At 75.4% G+C, this 15,187-nt stretch carries 13 protein-coding genes; 7 read left to right on the plus strand and 6 right to left on the minus strand.

The features are described from left to right. Window positions 1–5 precede the first annotated feature (5 nt). Window positions 6–353, plus strand: a complete 348-nt coding sequence (locus AC07DW_RS06970) for a DUF6233 domain-containing protein (protein ID WP_478856567.1) — start codon at window positions 6–8, stop codon at window positions 351–353. Between the two features lie 177 nt (window positions 354–530). On the opposite strand, the gene AC07DW_RS06975 is transcribed toward AC07DW_RS06970, so the two are convergent. Continuing rightward, complete coding sequence (locus tag AC07DW_RS06975) at window positions 531–1,433, minus strand: S41 family peptidase (RefSeq protein WP_478856568.1); 903 nt, start codon at window positions 1,431–1,433, stop codon at window positions 531–533. Window positions 1,434–1,563: 130 nt separating this feature from the next. On the opposite strand from AC07DW_RS06975, the gene AC07DW_RS06980 reads away from it, so the two are divergent. Continuing rightward, entirely contained in the window at window positions 1,564–2,067 is a 504-nt protein-coding gene (locus AC07DW_RS06980; protein WP_478856569.1) for an FBP domain-containing protein, read from the plus strand. A 108-nt stretch (window positions 2,068–2,175) separates the two neighbouring features. Continuing rightward, a complete protein-coding gene (locus tag AC07DW_RS06985; RefSeq protein ID WP_478856570.1) occupies window positions 2,176–2,466 on the plus strand; it encodes a DUF3040 domain-containing protein in 291 nt (96 codons plus the stop codon). Window positions 2,467–2,613: 147 nt separating this feature from the next. On the opposite strand, the gene AC07DW_RS06990 is transcribed toward AC07DW_RS06985, so the two are convergent. Beyond that, window positions 2,614–3,039, minus strand: a complete 426-nt coding sequence (locus AC07DW_RS06990; RefSeq protein WP_478856571.1) for an Hsp20/alpha crystallin family protein — start codon at window positions 3,037–3,039, stop codon at window positions 2,614–2,616. A gap of 532 nt (window positions 3,040–3,571) precedes the next feature. On the opposite strand from AC07DW_RS06990, the gene AC07DW_RS06995 reads away from it, so the two are divergent. After that, window positions 3,572–4,981 carry an RtcB family protein gene (locus AC07DW_RS06995; protein WP_478856572.1) on the plus strand — a complete coding sequence of 470 codons (1,410 nt, stop codon included), beginning with the start codon at window positions 3,572–3,574 and terminating at the stop codon, window positions 4,979–4,981. Window positions 4,982–5,003: 22 nt separating this feature from the next. On the opposite strand, the gene AC07DW_RS07000 is transcribed toward AC07DW_RS06995, so the two are convergent. The 4 genes from AC07DW_RS07000 to AC07DW_RS07015 are packed head-to-tail and all read right to left on the minus strand — an operon-like array spanning window position 5,004 to window position 8,185. Beyond that, window positions 5,004–5,459 carry an archease gene (locus AC07DW_RS07000; RefSeq protein ID WP_478856573.1) on the minus strand — a complete coding sequence of 152 codons (456 nt, stop codon included), beginning with the start codon at window positions 5,457–5,459 and terminating at the stop codon, window positions 5,004–5,006. Beyond that, on the minus strand, window positions 5,449–7,320 hold the full coding sequence (locus AC07DW_RS07005; RefSeq protein ID WP_478856574.1) for an IclR family transcriptional regulator domain-containing protein: 1,872 nt from the start codon (window positions 7,318–7,320) through the stop codon (window positions 5,449–5,451). Before AC07DW_RS07005 ends, AC07DW_RS07000 begins: the two co-directional genes overlap by 11 nt. Window positions 7,321–7,325: 5 nt before the next feature. Beyond that, window positions 7,326–7,919 (minus strand): RNA polymerase sigma factor, encoded by a 594-nt coding sequence (locus AC07DW_RS07010; protein ID WP_478856575.1) that lies wholly within the window; start codon window positions 7,917–7,919, stop codon window positions 7,326–7,328. Further along, a complete protein-coding gene (locus tag AC07DW_RS07015) occupies window positions 7,916–8,185 on the minus strand; it encodes a hypothetical protein (RefSeq protein ID WP_478856576.1) in 270 nt (89 codons plus the stop codon). Before AC07DW_RS07015 ends, AC07DW_RS07010 begins: the two co-directional genes overlap by 4 nt. Window positions 8,186–8,661: 476 nt before the next feature. Between AC07DW_RS07015 and AC07DW_RS07020 the strand changes: the two genes are divergently transcribed. The 3 genes from AC07DW_RS07020 to AC07DW_RS07030 all read left to right on the plus strand — a co-directional run bounded on the left by AC07DW_RS07020 (window position 8,662) and on the right by AC07DW_RS07030 (window position 15,093). Then, window positions 8,662–9,600, plus strand: a complete 939-nt coding sequence (locus AC07DW_RS07020; protein WP_478856577.1) for a GNAT family N-acetyltransferase — start codon at window positions 8,662–8,664, stop codon at window positions 9,598–9,600. A 168-nt stretch (window positions 9,601–9,768) separates the two neighbouring features. Beyond that, entirely contained in the window at window positions 9,769–10,212 is a 444-nt protein-coding gene (locus tag AC07DW_RS07025; protein WP_478856578.1) for a MarR family winged helix-turn-helix transcriptional regulator, read from the plus strand. A gap of 192 nt (window positions 10,213–10,404) precedes the next feature. Beyond that, window positions 10,405–15,093, plus strand: a complete 4,689-nt coding sequence (locus tag AC07DW_RS07030; RefSeq protein WP_478856579.1) for a hypothetical protein — start codon at window positions 10,405–10,407, stop codon at window positions 15,091–15,093. Window positions 15,094–15,187: the final 94 nt, after the last annotated feature.

Consider the following 15,187-nt stretch of genomic DNA (forward strand, 5'->3'; position numbering starts at 1 on the left):
GGACCGTGTCCGAGCCACTGCCGTCCCCGTACCCGCCCGACGACGAGCGGCTGGCCGCCATCGAGGCGTACCTGACCGTGCAGATCATGCACGTCAGGCAGCAGCGCGCGGCGAAGGCCCGCGAGCGGGAGATCCAGCGGCGCACGGCTCCGCCGGCCCCTCCGCCGTACCGCATCCAGCGCAGCCTGGACGCCACCCGCACCCCGGTGAAGGTGCACATCGGAACCTGCGCGCTGGCCGGCCGGGGCGCCGCCGGGGCGTCGCGGGAGACGGCGCGGCGCGCCCTGGCGGACCAGGTGGAGGCGTGCGCGGTGTGCCGTCCCGACACCGAGCTGGGCGTCATCGAGGGCTAGGGAGTGGCCGGAAAGTATCGGCGTCCGCCCGAAGGGCGGGTCGCCGCGGACCGGGTGAGACGTCACGGACACGATCCAGGCGGTCACCGCACCGGAGGGGCCCCGGCCGAGGACGGTCCGGCTCCGCAGGACCCGCCGCGGGTGCGGGCCGGCGCGGGGGCCCGGGAGCCCGGGCCCTCAGGCGCCGGACGCGCCGAGCGAACGCAGGGCGGCCTTGTGCGCCGCGTCGAGGGCCTGGTCGGCCGGGACGGGTACGTCGGGGACGACCCCGACACCCTCCCAGTTCGTGCCGGTCACGGTGTTGACCGTGCGGGCGGTGGGGACCGTCACGAGGACGTGCTCGGCCACCGGGTACCGGGCGGTGGGATGGGCGCCGCCGCGGGTCGTCTCGCCGTACACCGTCGCGCGGCCGTGGGCCTGGAGGGTGTACGCCACGTCCTCGCCGCCCGAGAAGGTCAGGGCGCTGGTCAGCACGTGGACCGGCCGGTCCAGGTAGCGCGGGCCGGGGAGGTGGGCGATGGTCCAGAACTGGCGGGTGGAGTCGGTCGAGCGGTCGTAGATGTCGTTGAGGTGCAGCTGGTCGTCGGGGAAGAAGTAGCTGCACCACATGGCCGCGCCCTCGGGTGCGCCGCCCCGGCAGTCGCGGAGGTCGAGTATCAGGGCCGAACTGAGGGCGACCAGCTCCATCGCCGCGCCGATCGCCCGGCCGCCCTCGCCCGCGTCCGCGACGCGCCGGATGTCGATCAGCCCGATGCCGCCGTCCAGCCGCTCGAAGCGGCGGATGCCCTGGTTCTCCGCCCTGAGCAGTTCGAGGAAGGCCGACCGGCCCTCGTCCCCGGCCGCCGGGTCCATGTCCTGCGGCTCGTCCGTCCACAGCAGCCGGAGGTGCTTGTCCGGGCAGACCTCCTGCAGGTGGGCGGTCACCGCCTCGCAGAGCGCCGGGCCGTCCAGGCCGTCGTACTCGCCGGAATCGAGGCGCCGGCGGATCGCGGCGTCGATGGGCGCGGTCTTCCCGGGGAAGACGTATCCGGCGATGATCCGGTCCAGGGCGCGGGTGATGATCTCTGCGTTCGTGGGCATGACCGGTCATGCTAGGCCGCCAACCCCCCTTTCCTTGAACGCTTTTACCGGGCACGGTCGACCGCCCACGCTGTACGGCGGGCGGTTATTGAGGTGCGTCACGGCCGGCCCCTGCGTAGGGTCGACGCCCGTGGAACCGCTCAGTGAGAAACAGATCCGCTCGTCCTTCGTGAACTGCACCAAGGGCGAGGCCATGCGGCTGAAGCTGCCCGCCGACTTCGCCGGCCTGCCGTGGGACGACCTGGACTTCCTCGGCTGGGTGGATCCAGGGGCTCCGCTCAGGGCCCATCTCGTGCTGCCCCGCGCGGACGGTCCGCTGGGGATCACCCTGCGCGTCCCCGCGGTGGGACGGACCAGTGCGGTGAAGTCGAGCCTCTGCCAGATCTGTCTCACCGGACACGCCTCCTCCGGGGTCACCCTGCTCGCCGCCCCGCTGGCGGGCGCACGGGGGCGCGAGGGCAACACGGTCGGCATCTACGTCTGCTCCGACCTGGCCTGTCCCCTGTACGTCCGCGGCAGGCGGCAGCCGAAGCTGCGTTCCGGACGGTACGAGGAGTCCCTCACCGTCGAGGAGCGGATCGCCCGCATGGCCGGCAACCTGGACGCGTTCGCGGCCAAGGTCACCGGCGGCTGAGACGCCGCCCCGGGCCGGCCGGGACGGATGGGGCGGGATGCGGGAGAATACGGAAGTGGAGCGTGGTTTCTCCCGCGCGTGAGTCCATCCCATGAAGCAGGTGCTGCCATGGAACACGAATCGGAAGCACGCATCATCGGACGGATCGAACGAGGGCTCACCAACGACGATCCCGACCTCGCCGCCCGGATGAACACGCTCAACGCCCAGTTCTCCGGGGAGGGCGGGAGCGGCGAGCCGCCCCCGTTGCGCCCGGGGCGGAGCCGTCGCACCAGGACCACCCTGGTGCTGGTGGTCATCGCCCTCGTGGGACTGCTCCTCACGGCGATCCTCAACGCGTCGTCGAGCGAGACCCCGACCCCGCCCAGCAGCTTCACCCCGGCCGCGTCCCCCTGGTGAGCGGTCCGGTGCCACGGCTCCGCCGGGGGGACCGGTCGTCAGGGGGGCCGCCGGGCCCGCGCGGCCACCGCGGTCCCCTCCGGGGGCGGTCGCGGGACGGCGCGCGCCGGTGGGCGCATCCCGGGAAGGGCGCGCCCACCGGGGGCGTCAGGACAGCAGCTCCTTGCGGTCACCGCCGGTGGTGATCTCGATCTTGCGCGGCTTGGCCTGCTCGGCGAGCGGGATGCGCAGGCTCAGCACTCCCGCGTCGTACGTCGCCTCGATGCGCTCCGTGTCCAGGGTCTCGCCCAGGAAGACCTGGCGGGTGAAGGTGCCGGTGGGCCGCTCCGAGATCACCGGCTCGACGCCCTCGCCGCCGGTCACGGGCCTGCGCTCGGCCTGGACGGTCAGGACGTTCCGTTCGACCTTCAGGTCCACCGTGTCGGGGTCGACGCCGGGCAGGTCGAACATGACCCGTACCGAGCCGTCCTCGCGCCAGGCGTCCATGGGCATCGCCGCAGGACGTCGCGCACCGTCGAAGAGTTGCTGGGTGAAGCGGTCCAGCTCACGGAAGGGGTCCGTCCGCATCAGCATCGAGTCGTCGCCTCCTCGTGGTCGTCATCCATAGCCGTGGCGAGGCAAGTGCGGTGACTTGCTCGACATTTATATAGCTCGCACCAGGCAAGTTGACAAGTGGAGACTCAAGTTACCTGCCTTGCCCGGTCACCCCGGCACCCTCCTACGTCGACGGCCGCCCGGCGAGGTCGTCCAGAGGCCCGCATGGCCTCGGGGTGGGCACCCGTCGGCAGCCCACGCTGCCGCTGGGGAGCAGCGTCGCCCCGGCGAACGGGACCGGGACGGACAGGCCGGGCACGGCGAGATCCTCGGGCCGGTCCCGCTCGTTCCCGCCGGCCCGACGCCCCCGGGCGCCCACCCGCTCGGCCCGGTCGCGCAAGTCCTGGTCGTCGTCATGTGATCGCCTGGCGCACGAAGCCGGCAGCCACCTGATCGGGCCCCGCGCGCCCATGGCGGGCGGACGCGTTTACCCCGGGCGGCGCGGGAAACGCGGCACAGGTGCCGGGGGGACGCCCGGTGCCGGGGGAGGCCGACCGCCCGGGAGGCTGTGATGGAGTACGTCGAAGAGGGCCCCTACCGGTTCCGCATCGCGCCACGGGGCACCATGCGCGTCCCGGGCGTGGTGTTCGCGTCCCGGGCGCTGCTGCGGGACGCGGAGAAGGCACTGGACCAGGTCGTCGACGTGGCGACGTTGCCGGGCATCGTGGACGCCTCGTACGCCATGCCCGACGTCCACTGGGGTTACGGCTTCCCCATCGGCGGAGTGGCCGCCACCGACGTCGACGACGGCGGTGTGGTCTCGCCCGGCGGCGTCGGGTTCGACATCTCCTGCGGCGTGCGGCTGCTCGCGGCCGACTGCGACCGGCGGACCCTGGAGCCCGTGCTGCCCTCGCTCATGGACGGACTCGGCCGCGTCGTCCCGCGCGGCGCCGGCCCGGGAGGGGTCTGGCCCGTGACCGGCGCCGGGCTGGATCGGATCCTCCGGGGCGGTTCGCGGTACGCGGTGGAGGAGGGCCACGGCGAGGAGCGGGACCTGCGGCGCTGCGAGGACGGCGGAGCGGTCGCCGACGCGGACGCGGAGCGGGTGGACGAGCGGGCCCGGGAACGGGGACTCGGCCAGGTCGGCAGCCTCGGCTCGGGGAACCACTTCCTCGAGGTCCAGCAGGTCGCCGAGGTCTACGACGCGCCCGTGGCCACCGCGTTCGGCCTCGCCGCCGGCCAGGTGTGCGTGATGATCCACTGCGGCTCGCGGGGGCTCGGGCACCAGATCTGCTCGGACCACGTCCGGCTGATGGACCGGGCCATGGCCCGGTACGGGATCACCGTCCCCGACCGGCAGCTGGCCTGCACCCCGGTCGACTCGCCGGAGGGCCGCGCCTACCTGGGCGCGATGGCCGCCGCCGCCAACTACGGCCGCGCCAACCGGCAGCTGCTGGCCGAGGCCGCCCGCCGCGTCTTCCGGCGCGAGGCGGGCGCGCGCCTCACGCTGGTGTACGACGTGTCCCACAACCTCGCCAAGATCGAGACCCACCAGGTGCGCGGTCGGCCGCGCCGGCTGTGCGTGCACCGCAAGGGGGCCACCCGGGCGTTCCCGCCCGGCCACCCGGAACTGCCCGAGGACCTGCGCGCCGTGGGCCAGCCGGTGCTCATCCCCGGCACCATGGGGACCGCCTCGTACGTCCTCACGGGCGTTCCCGGAGGCGGCGCCTTCCACTCCACCTGTCACGGGGCGGGCCGGGTGATGAGCCGTCACCAGGCCGCCCGCACCGTCGGCGGCAAGCAGCTGCGGGAGCGGCTGGAGGCGGACGGCATCGCGGTGCGCCCGGTGTCGTGGCGCGGCCTGGCGGAGGAGACCCCCGAGGCCTACAAGGACGTCACCGAGGTGGTGGCGGCGAGCGAGGGCGCGGGGCTGTGCCGGAAGGTGGCCCGCCTCGTCCCGCTCGGCGTGGTCAAGGGATAGCCGTCACCCCCGCCCGGCCCGCTCACACGTCGACCGTCACCGCGCACGACCACCCGTAGGGATCCGGGGCCAGGTACAGCTCGTGCCAGGACACGGCCTTCGGCACGGCGCCGGTGATCGGCACCGACGCCACGTCCGTCACCGCCATGCGGACGTCCAGCCCGCCCTCCACCGTCTCCACCTCGACGTCCACCGGCACGTCACCGTCCACCTCCAGTCGGAACACCACCTCGTCCAGCAGCGCGGCCAGCAGGTCGTCGTCGCTGCACTCCGTCACCTGCACCTGCCGTACCGCGGTCGCCCGCTGCCCGGAAAGGTCCGCGAAGCACTCGACCATGCCGAGCACCGCCTCCACCAGGCACTGCTCGCGGCTCCCGCCCCACGCCTCGACGCGCACGTCAGCCGTGTGCGGCACCGTCCGGTGCCCGCTCGCCCCGGGGCGGCGGACCCATGTGTCGTCGTCCGTGTCACCGGCCATGCCGACCGCGTGCCCCTCCCGCCCCGCCCGCATGCCTCCCGAGCGGCACCGGTTGCCCCGCACCGTCCGGAACGCCCGTACGGGCGGAGGTCTCCGCACCGTCGTCGCCCCCGGTCGCGCCGCGGCCGTCCCCGGGCGGGTCCTCCGCGAGCAGCAGGGTCGCCAGGAGGGCCGCCGAGCGGTTGCTCAGCGCGTCGGCCGCTTCGAGGAGCCGGTGCTGTCGCGTGAGGGGCAGGGACAGCGCCACGCACCCCGCCCGCCCGGCCACCGTGAGGGGGAACGCGACGCACACCTCGTCGTCGGAGTACTCGAGCAGGTCGAACTGGGCCGCCAGCGGCCCGTGGTGGTCGAGGGCCTGGAACAGATGGCGGTGGTCGGTGATGGTGCGGGACGTGAGCGGGAGGGGCCGGCGCCGGTCGAGGTGATCCATACGGTCCTCGAAGTCCAGCTGCGCCAGCAGGCTCTTGCCGACGGCGCTGGCGTGCGCGGCCTCGCGGAAGGGCACCCACTCGCGTACCGCCGGCGCGCCCGGCCCGGCGGCGTACTGGGTGATGCGCACCTCGCCGTCGGTGTAGCGGCTCACATAGACCGCGGCGCCGACCCGGTCGCGCAGCTCGGAGAGGACCTTCCGCAGGGCGTTCTGGCGCTCGGTGCCCCCGTGCTCGGCCCAGACCCGCAGGAGCGGTCCGGCGGTGTACGTCCCCGGCTCCGGGACCGCCACCAGCCGCTGCTCGGACAGCCAGGTCAGGAGGCGTTCCAGCGCCGGCGCCTCCATGCCGGTGTCCCGCGCGAGCCGGACGGCGCTCATCGGCCCGTCGGCGCCGCCGATGGTGTGGAGCACGTCCAGGACGCGCATGGCCTCCTGCCAGCGCTGGGCCGACTCGTGCGCGGACGGCACCTGCCGGGCGAGGTCCGTCAGGGACGGGGACCGCATCGGCGACGGGGTCCACAGGCTGCTGCGCCCGGCGTGGCCACCGGGCACCCACAGGCGGCCCGCCGGGGCGGGCCCGAACGCGGGCGCGCCGGGCAGCGTCGCCGGGGCCGTCCCATGGGCGGGGACCGGCGCCGTCCCCCGCCCCGGGGCGGACGCCGCTGCCGGGCGGTCCGCCCCGGGGAGGGGGACCGGTGCCGACGTCGCGGGACCCGGATCCGGCGCCGTCCCCGGCGGGTCGGGGGGCGGGGCCGGGTCCGCCGGAGCGGCTGTACGCGCCGCCCCTGCCGGACCGGCGGGGTGGTCCGTGCCCGTGGCGGATGTCGTGGTGGCAACGATCCGTACCGGCGGCGCACCCGCGCCGGGCGGCCCCACCCGGTCGGGCTCCCCGGCCGCGCGGCCGGCCCCGGGGCGGGTGGGGGGCCCGTTCCCGGGCGACGCGGTGAGCGGCCGTCCGAGGGCGGCACGGACCTCGTCGGCGAACTCCGGGTCCTGCGCCGGGGCGCCCCGCCACGTCTCTCCGGCGGCGACGGCCGGGCCCAGCAGCGCCCGGGCGTCGCCGTGCCCGTACCGTGCCGCCTCGGCCACGAGGAACTCGGCGTCCTCGCGGCCCTCGTCCCCGAACCGGCGGTGGACGACGACCGCCAGGCGGAACAGCGCCCCGGGATGGCCCTGTTCGCCGGCCCGGCCCAGCAGATCCCCCGCCGTGGCCAGCTCGTCGCGCCGCAGCGCCTTGGTGCCGAGCCGGTAGAGGGAGTTCGCCAGGGCCCGCTCCTCCTCCGACTCCTCGTCGCCGGAGGAGGGGCCGCAGGTCCCGTACGGCCGGTCCCAGAAGTCCCCCGTCCCCTCCAACTCCCTCAGCAGTTCGGTGAGCCCGGCCGGAACCGGCGGTTCCGAGCACTCGTCCCGGGGACCGTCGTACCTGCTCACATCACTCACCTGATTCCCTTTCCGTGCACCGCCGTGTCCGTCCGCCGCTGAGGGCGGCAATGCCGTCCGAGCCTGCGCCGCAGCTCGACGACCGCCTTGTGCCGCTGGACCCGCAGGTTCTCCAGCGATATACCGAGCACCTCGGCGATCTCCCCGTCCTCCAGCCCCCGGGCCTGCAGTTCGACGATCCGCCTGCGTGAACCCGGCGCCATCTCCTCGATGGCGGGCACCACCAACTCCTGGAGCACCCGCAGGTCCCCGGCCGGCGCGGGCGACCGCCGCTCCTGCAGGCGGGTCAGCACGGCGTCCGCCACCAGCACCGACCGCTCCCGGCGGAACGTGCTGACGGCCAGGTTGTGCGCCGCCCCGAGCAGGTAGGCCATCAGGCGCTCGCCGGGCACGACCCGCCCCGTGACGCACGCGCGGGCGACCCGCAGGAACGCCTCCTGTGCCACGTCCTGGCCCTGGACCAGCGAGATGCGGAAGGTCCGGCGCAGGGCGTACGGAGCCTGCTCGATGTACGCCGGATAGATCTCCAGCAGGCGCCGGCCGAGGTTCCCCGGCAGCCCGAGTGGCTCGCCGGGCGGTACGTCGTTCACCACAGGCCGCTCTCCTCGCGGCCCCCGTCCGGGGCGGGCCGCACCGTCCAGACGGTCAGCGCGCTGCCGTCGGCCGCCTCGTACCGCACCACCCGGGGGACGCGGCACCCGCACGGCCGCTGTGCCGCTCCGCGGGCCGCGCCGATACCCGCACCCGGCGTGCGCCGGGCCGGCCGCCTCCGGCGCAGGCGCCGCACGGCGTCCAGTGCCTGCGCCGCGCCCAGCGCGGCCGTGACCCATCCGACCCAGTCCAGGGACGACGTCATGCAAGGGCTCCCGATCTTCCGTGAGAGAGCGCGGCGCGGTGTGCGCCGTCACCCTTGGACGCCTCGGAGCGCGGGGACATTAACGCGTGATCACAAAAGGTTCGAAGATGCTCGCCCCCTAGCGGATAGTGACACCGTCCTGTCGGGTCAGGACCGGATATGACCGTCGGCGTCAGGTCGCGGAGCGGCGTCGTACACAGAAGTCATGGGCGAGGAGAAGACGTGGTGGCATCCCGGTGAGATCGTTCCCCGGCGGGATCCACGAGCATTCACGAGTGCGACCGCGGGGCCGGTCACCGCTGGAGCACCGACGTGAAAGGCCACCGCTCCCCACCCCTGCCGCCGGCTGCGCGGCGGCTCGTGGTCGGTGAGGACGGAGGCGCACCAGGACGGCCCAGCGGCCGCCGCGCGAACGGAACCGGCCGGATCGGGCCGGGGGTATGGCCCGTGACGATTCTTCTGACTAAGGTCAGACAATGGACGCGACGCAGATCGAACAGGTGCGACGGTTCACCCGCACGGTCACCGAGCGGGTGGGGGTGCTCCACGACCACTTCCTGGGCCGCGACCGGCCCGTCGGCGAGGCCCGGTTCCTCTGGGAGATCGGGGAACACGGGCAGGACGTACGGCGGCTGCGCGAGCGGCTCGGGCTCGACTCCGGCTACGTCAGCCGACTGCTGCGCTCGCTGGAGGCCGACGGGCTGGTGACGGTCGAACCGCACGTTCAGGACCGGCGTAGGCGCACCGTCCGGCTCACCGCCGCCGGCCGTGCGGAGCGTGCCGTACTGGACGGGCGCAGCGACGAGCTGGCCGGCGCCCTCCTGGCGCCGCTCAACGACGGACTGCGTGCCCGGCTGGTCGCCGCCATGGCCGAGGTCGACCGGCTGCTCACCGCCGCGACCGTCACGCTGGACGACGTCGATCCGGACGACCCCGACGCCCAGCGGTGCCTGCGGGCGTACTTCACCGAGCTGGCGGAGCGCTTCGACACGGGGTTCGACCCCGCGCGGAGCCTGCTGCCCGACGCGGGCGGGCTCCGGCCGCCGCGAGGGGTGTTCCTGGTCGCCCGGCTGCACGGCGAGCCCGTCGGCTGCGCCGGACTGAAGCTCCCTGCCGACGCCCCGGCGGAGGTGAAACGCATGTGGGTCGCGCCGCGGGCCCGCGGTCTCGGTCTCGGCCGCCGGTTCCTGGCCGAGCTGGAGACGCGGGCGGCGCGGCACGGCTCCCGCGTCCTTCGCCTGGACACCAACAAGGCCCTCGAAGCGGCGATCCGCCTCTACCACGCGTACGGCTTCCAGGAGGTCCCGGCCTTCAACGACGAGCCGTACGCCGACCACTGGTTCGAGAAGCGGATCGCACCGGCCGGCGACCACCCCCCGCAGGCCGGTGGCGCCCGGGGCGGCGGCCAGGCGTAGTGGCGGTACACGTCCGGGCCACGCGGCCGGGCCTCCCGCCTCCACCGTCGAGGACCCGGACTCCTGGACGTCCGAACGGGCCGGCCGCGTCGCCTCCGCCGTCGTCGACGCGCTGACGGCCGACCGACGGCGCGGCTATGCTCGGAGCCCCCCGCCATCCGAGGAGCCATGACCACCCCCGCACGGAACCTGCCCCAGCTGCTGATCGAGGCCAAACGCTGGTTCGACGAGGCGTTGCAGGAGAGCATGCGGGCGGCGGGCGAACAGCCGGTGACCGCCGCCCAGGGCGCGGTGTTCGCCACCCTGGACGACGAGGGCACCACCATCTCGGAACTGGCCCGCCGGATCGGCGTCACCCGCCAGACCGTGCACCAGGCCGTCCACGGCCTCATCGGAATGGGCCTGCTGGAGCAGGTTCCCGACCCCGGCTCCGCCCGCAGCCGCCTGATCCGCACCACCGCCGAGGGCGCCCGCGTCCACCGCCGCGCCCTGGCCACGCTGGAGGTCCTCGAGGAGCAACTGGCGCGGCGCATCGGCCAGGACGCCGTCACCGGCCTGCGGGCGGCCCTGACGGCCCCCTGGGGCGAGCCGCCCCTGATCCGCGCGCCCTGACCGCACCGGCACGCCCGGCGCGCCGCACCGCCAGCGTCCGCAGCCGTCCCACCGCCCGTACGTCGGGCGTCGGCCGCACCGCCCGTGCGAGGACCGTCACTCGGGGCCGCAGTGCCCGGCTCCGAGCGGGTGCCCGCCGCCCCGGCGGATCGGCACCCGGCGGTGTCAGTGGCCCGTGCCAGGATGCCTTGCATGATTGTCGCGCTGCCCACGACGCCCCTCTCCTCCACGCTGTACGTCGACTGGGTCCTGGCCCGGGACCCCGCAGCCGCGCCCGCCGCGCGGGAGTCGCTCGACGCCGTGGGCAAGGGCCTTCCCATGGCCCGGGAGAAGCCCGGGCGATTCCTGGACGGCGTCGCGATACGCGCCCGACAGCTGCCGCCGGCCCATCTGCCGTGGTTCTGGGACACCGTGGGCCACCGGCTCACCGCCGCGCTCCGTGCGCCGCGCCACGCGGCCCGGGCCTACGGGGAGGCCAGGAAGGCCGAGCGGGAGCACGCCCTGGCGGTCGACCCGGACTTCCACCGGGCCAACACCCTGCTGTTCGCCCGCGCGGGCGCCCTGCCCGCCACGGAGCTGACGGCGTATCAGCGGTGGCTCGCGGCCGGTTTCCCGCCGAAAGAGGCCCATGAGGAGTACGTCCGGCTGCTGACCGTGTGGGCCGCGTCCCCCGGCGACCTCCCGGCCGATTTGGCGCGCCGGGTGCGGGCCTCGGCCCGGTCGGCGGCGCTGGGCACCGACGAGGAGGCACGGGTCCTGGGCGCGGTCCTTTCCCGGGCACGCGGAAAGGCCCTGCCGGACTCCCTCCTGGACGCGGCTGCCGCCGTACTGGCCGAACACCCGCGGAACGACGAGGTGAACGCCGCCCTCGTCGACCTCTTCCCCACCTCCAGGAGCGACGCCGGCCCCTGGCTGCGGCTGCTGATCCGCTCGGGCGCGGCCGAGGCGCTGGCGGCCGGCCGGATCGTCCCCGAAGGCGGACACGCCGCATGGCTGGGCCGGTACGCCGGCGACTACGCCTTCCGCCCGTCGGGCGGCGGGATCGTGCACCAGCCGATGCCGCCGGAATTGTTCGAGCTGGTCACGCTGCTCGCCCCACGGCTGCGCGCGGCCGGGGACCCCGTGCGCATGCACAGGACCAAGTGGCACTACACCGGGCTCGACGCGGACCTGCTCGACGCCTGTCTCGCCGAGGGCATCCCCGTGGAGGACCCGGGCGGGCGCGTGGGCCTGCGGTTCTGGGGCGACCGGTCGCGCCGCGACCTGAAGGCCCTGGCCGAGGACCCGGTCTTCGGGCCGCGTCTCGAAGGCACCGTCCACGAGGAGCTGCTGCGCGGGCACTTCTCCGGTTCCCGCGCGGCCGGTACGGCGATCACCCGGCTCCCCGCGAACTCGGGCATCGCCGCCGAGGTGCACCGCCGGGTCGACCGGCTGCTCGACGCGCTGCGCGGCGGCGGGCTCGGCGCCGCCGACGAGGCCGTGGCCGAACTGGCGACCCTGCTCGACCGGCCCACCGCGACCGCGCTGGACGGCATCGAGGAGGCCCTGGCCGCACTGGACCTGGTGGGCCCGCTGGCCCGCACGCTGCGCGCCGGGCTGCCGGACGAGCTGGGCTGGCCGGCCCTCGACGACGTGCTCGCCGACTTCGCGCGGTCCGGCGACGAGGTCACGGGCGTCACCTGCACCTGGCCCGTGCTGACCGTGTACAGCCGCACCCGGGCGGTCGCCGTCGACCACGCCGGCCGACGTGCCGACCGCGCCTTCACCGTCCCGGACGACGCCACCACGCACTCCGCGCACTTCGCCGGCGGGCACTTCCTCGTCGGCTGGACCACCACGGGGGCCGGGTACGCCGAGCACGCCTTCTGGACCGACCGGCCCGAGCACGTCTTCGCGCCCGAGAACGTCCTCGGCATCATCCCGTTCGGCGGCTCGATCAAGGGCGGCCTCGGCTTCCACTTCGCGACCGCAGGCGGTGACGGGCGCCACGACGGGGAGCGCGTCCTGCGCCCCGGGGGCCGCGAGGGCATCGGCGGGCTCGACCTCCAGATGTCCGACGGGCACCGGATGTGGAGCTCCGACACCTACGCGGAGGGGTGGGCCCGACTCGACCCGGCCACCGGCGCCCGTACCCGGGACACCACGCTCCCGGCGTTCCACACGTCCGGCGCAACACCGCCGGGCACCGCCCTGTTCGCCCGGGCCTCCACCCTGGCACCGCTCCCGCCCGGCGCCCCCGCCTCCCCGCTGGGGCAGGCGGGCCACCTGACCGGCTGCCGGGTCTTCCACCGCACGGACCACCGCACCCCCGCCCCCACCGAGTTCGTCCTCCAGGGCATCGACGGACGCACCGCCACCTGCCGGGTCTCGGAACAGGGACAGGAACCCTGGGGCATCGTCCGTATGCCGGAGGGCGGCGAGGACGGCGTCCTCGCCGAGGAGGCGAGCATCCGCTGCCACGCCTCCCACGACGGCTCGCTGCTCTGGGAAGTGCACGGCTTCCCCGCCCCCAACGTCCCCCGCCACAGGGCCACCCGCCGCGGCCACGCCGGCGCCCCCTTCCCGCCGCCCGCCTTCTGGCACTTCCTGGCGCCCCGCGCCCCCGCCTCCTCCGCCGCCCTGCGCGCGATGACCGACGAGGACGCGCGCGCCCTTCTCGCCGACCCCGAGCAGGTCCCGCCCGGCGTGGCCGACGCCAGGATCGCGGCCGGTGTCCGGTCGGCCGCCCGGCTGGCGGCCGACGTGCTGCGCCGCCGCGAGGAGCTGTCCCGACGGGTCGGCATCATGCGCTCCGGGCCAGCCGTCCACCTGCCCGCCCCGGTGCCCGACACCGAGCTGGTACCGGCGCTGTGGGGCCTCCTGCCGGAGTCCCGCGCCCACAGCGACCAGCGCGACCCCCAGCCCCACCCGGCCACCCTCACCTCCGTCGCAGCGGACGGCGCCTTCCTGCGGGACGCGCTCGACGACGAGACCCGCCGGCTCGCCCCGCCCACGCCGCCCTACGACTGGAGCGCCCTCCTCGGGCACATCGACGCCGCGGCCTGGCGGGCGGCCGTGACCCCCACCGGCGACCGGGAACGGGCCGCGCTGACCGCCCTGCTGGACACCTGGGCCCGCCAGCCCTTCGCCGTACGCGGCAGCACCTGGCGTACCGGCCGGGCCCCCGCCGCCTCCTTCACCACCCCCGGGCCCCTTCCCGCCGCCCCGGGTCAGCCCGGCGTGCCCGACGCCCGGCACCTGCGGGCCGCCGTCTCCGGGCCGCTCAACTGGGCCGGCACCGTACGCTTCGTCCAGCCGGCCGACGCCCCCGCCCCGGCCGGAACGATCACCGCCGAGGAGGTGACCAACCCCGACCGGGCGTCCGCGCCCCACACCGTCACCGTCACGGTGGCCCGCGACGACGCCTCCCGGCTGACCCGCTTCCTCGACCTCCTCGCGGAGCACGGACCGCTGCCGGTGGACCCGGAAGCCGTCCTCGCCTTCTGCCGCCGCTCCGGGGTCCGGCGCTCCCTCGCGACCCTGGTCCTGGCCGGGCTGCCGCGCCCCATGGGCTACGAGGAGCGGAAGAAGCTGCCGCGCTCGGCGCCGTACAAGGCGGACAAGGACGTCGTGTCCGTGTACGAGGGACTGCCCCACACCATCGGCCCCTCCGGCACCGCGGCGGTCCTCGCCGCCGGCATCCCCGACGACCCGGCCGACCTGTGGGCGCACGGAGGAACGGTCCGGGCCGCCGAGCGGATGGCCGACGAGTGGAACCGGCTGGTCGGCCGCCTCCCCTACGCAGACGAGGACCTGGCCGTCGCCCTGGAAGCCGACCTCGGGCTCGGCATCGCCTGGGCCCGGCGCCTCTCCGCCCCCGCCGGCGGCGGCGAGGGGACCGGCACCGTACCCGAGCCGCACCGCAGGGCCCCGCGCTTCGTCCTCGCCGGAGGCAGCACCGGCGGCCTGAGCCTCCACCACGTCCAGGACGACGGCAGCCCCGGCGACTTCGTCCGGTCCTCCGACCTTCCCTTCACCCGGCCCGCCACCGTCCTGGCCTGGATCCTCACCGAGCGCCCCGTCGGCGACCCGGCCCTCGCCCACGTCCCCGCGCTCCACGCCGAGGTGCTCCGCACGCTCACCGACCCGGGCATGCTCGTTCCGGCCGGCCGGTGCGCCGAGGCGGCCCGCACCGCACCGGACGACCCGGCGTTCGCGCCGTACGGAGGTCCGGTACTCCCGTGCACCTGGTCCGCGTACGGGCGCGACAACCCGTCCGTGGCCTACGACGACGGCTGTGTCGTCGTCGCCGTACCCGGCCAGGAGGTCTTCCTCCGCCCCTCCGGGCTGGCCGGCCGCCGCGAGGGCACCTGGGCGGACCGGGCCGCCCGCCGGATCGAGGTGCTGTACGACGTAGACGGCGGACTGGCCCGGATGGTCCGGCGCGCCGGGCGGACCCCGGTGCCGGCGGGCGCGTACGAGGCGAACCCGCGCCACAGCGTGCCCGGCCTGACCGCCGAGGTGTCCGATGTCCTCGGCGTGGGACCGGACGCCGCCGCTCTGTACCTCCAACTCCTGGCCCTGGCCCGGCCGACGGACCAGAACGTACGGCGGTGGAACGGCTGGGCACCGGCCCGTCACAAGAAGGCGCAGGCCGAGCTGGCTGCCGTCGGCGCCGTCGAGACCGGCAAGCGCTCCCGCGCGGGCCGGACGGCGTTCATACCCGGCCCCTGGACCGAACTCGCCGCTCCGCACCTCCCGTTGGAGGCGGCGAAGCCGGCCGCGTACGGCGCCACGACGGAGGGCGGGGGCATCCAGGGCCCCTTCTCCCGCCTCTTGCCGCCCCTGCCCCTGCACGAATTGTTCGCCCGTGCCTGGACGGAGGCGGCGGCCCGGCGGTGACGCCGGCGGCGACCGGCACGTCGCCCGAACGACAGCGTCCGTTCGCCGACCCGTCACCGCCCGACCGTCCGGGTGGACGAGCATCGAGGTTCCC

The organism is Streptomyces sp. NPDC045701 (assembly GCF_056432045.1).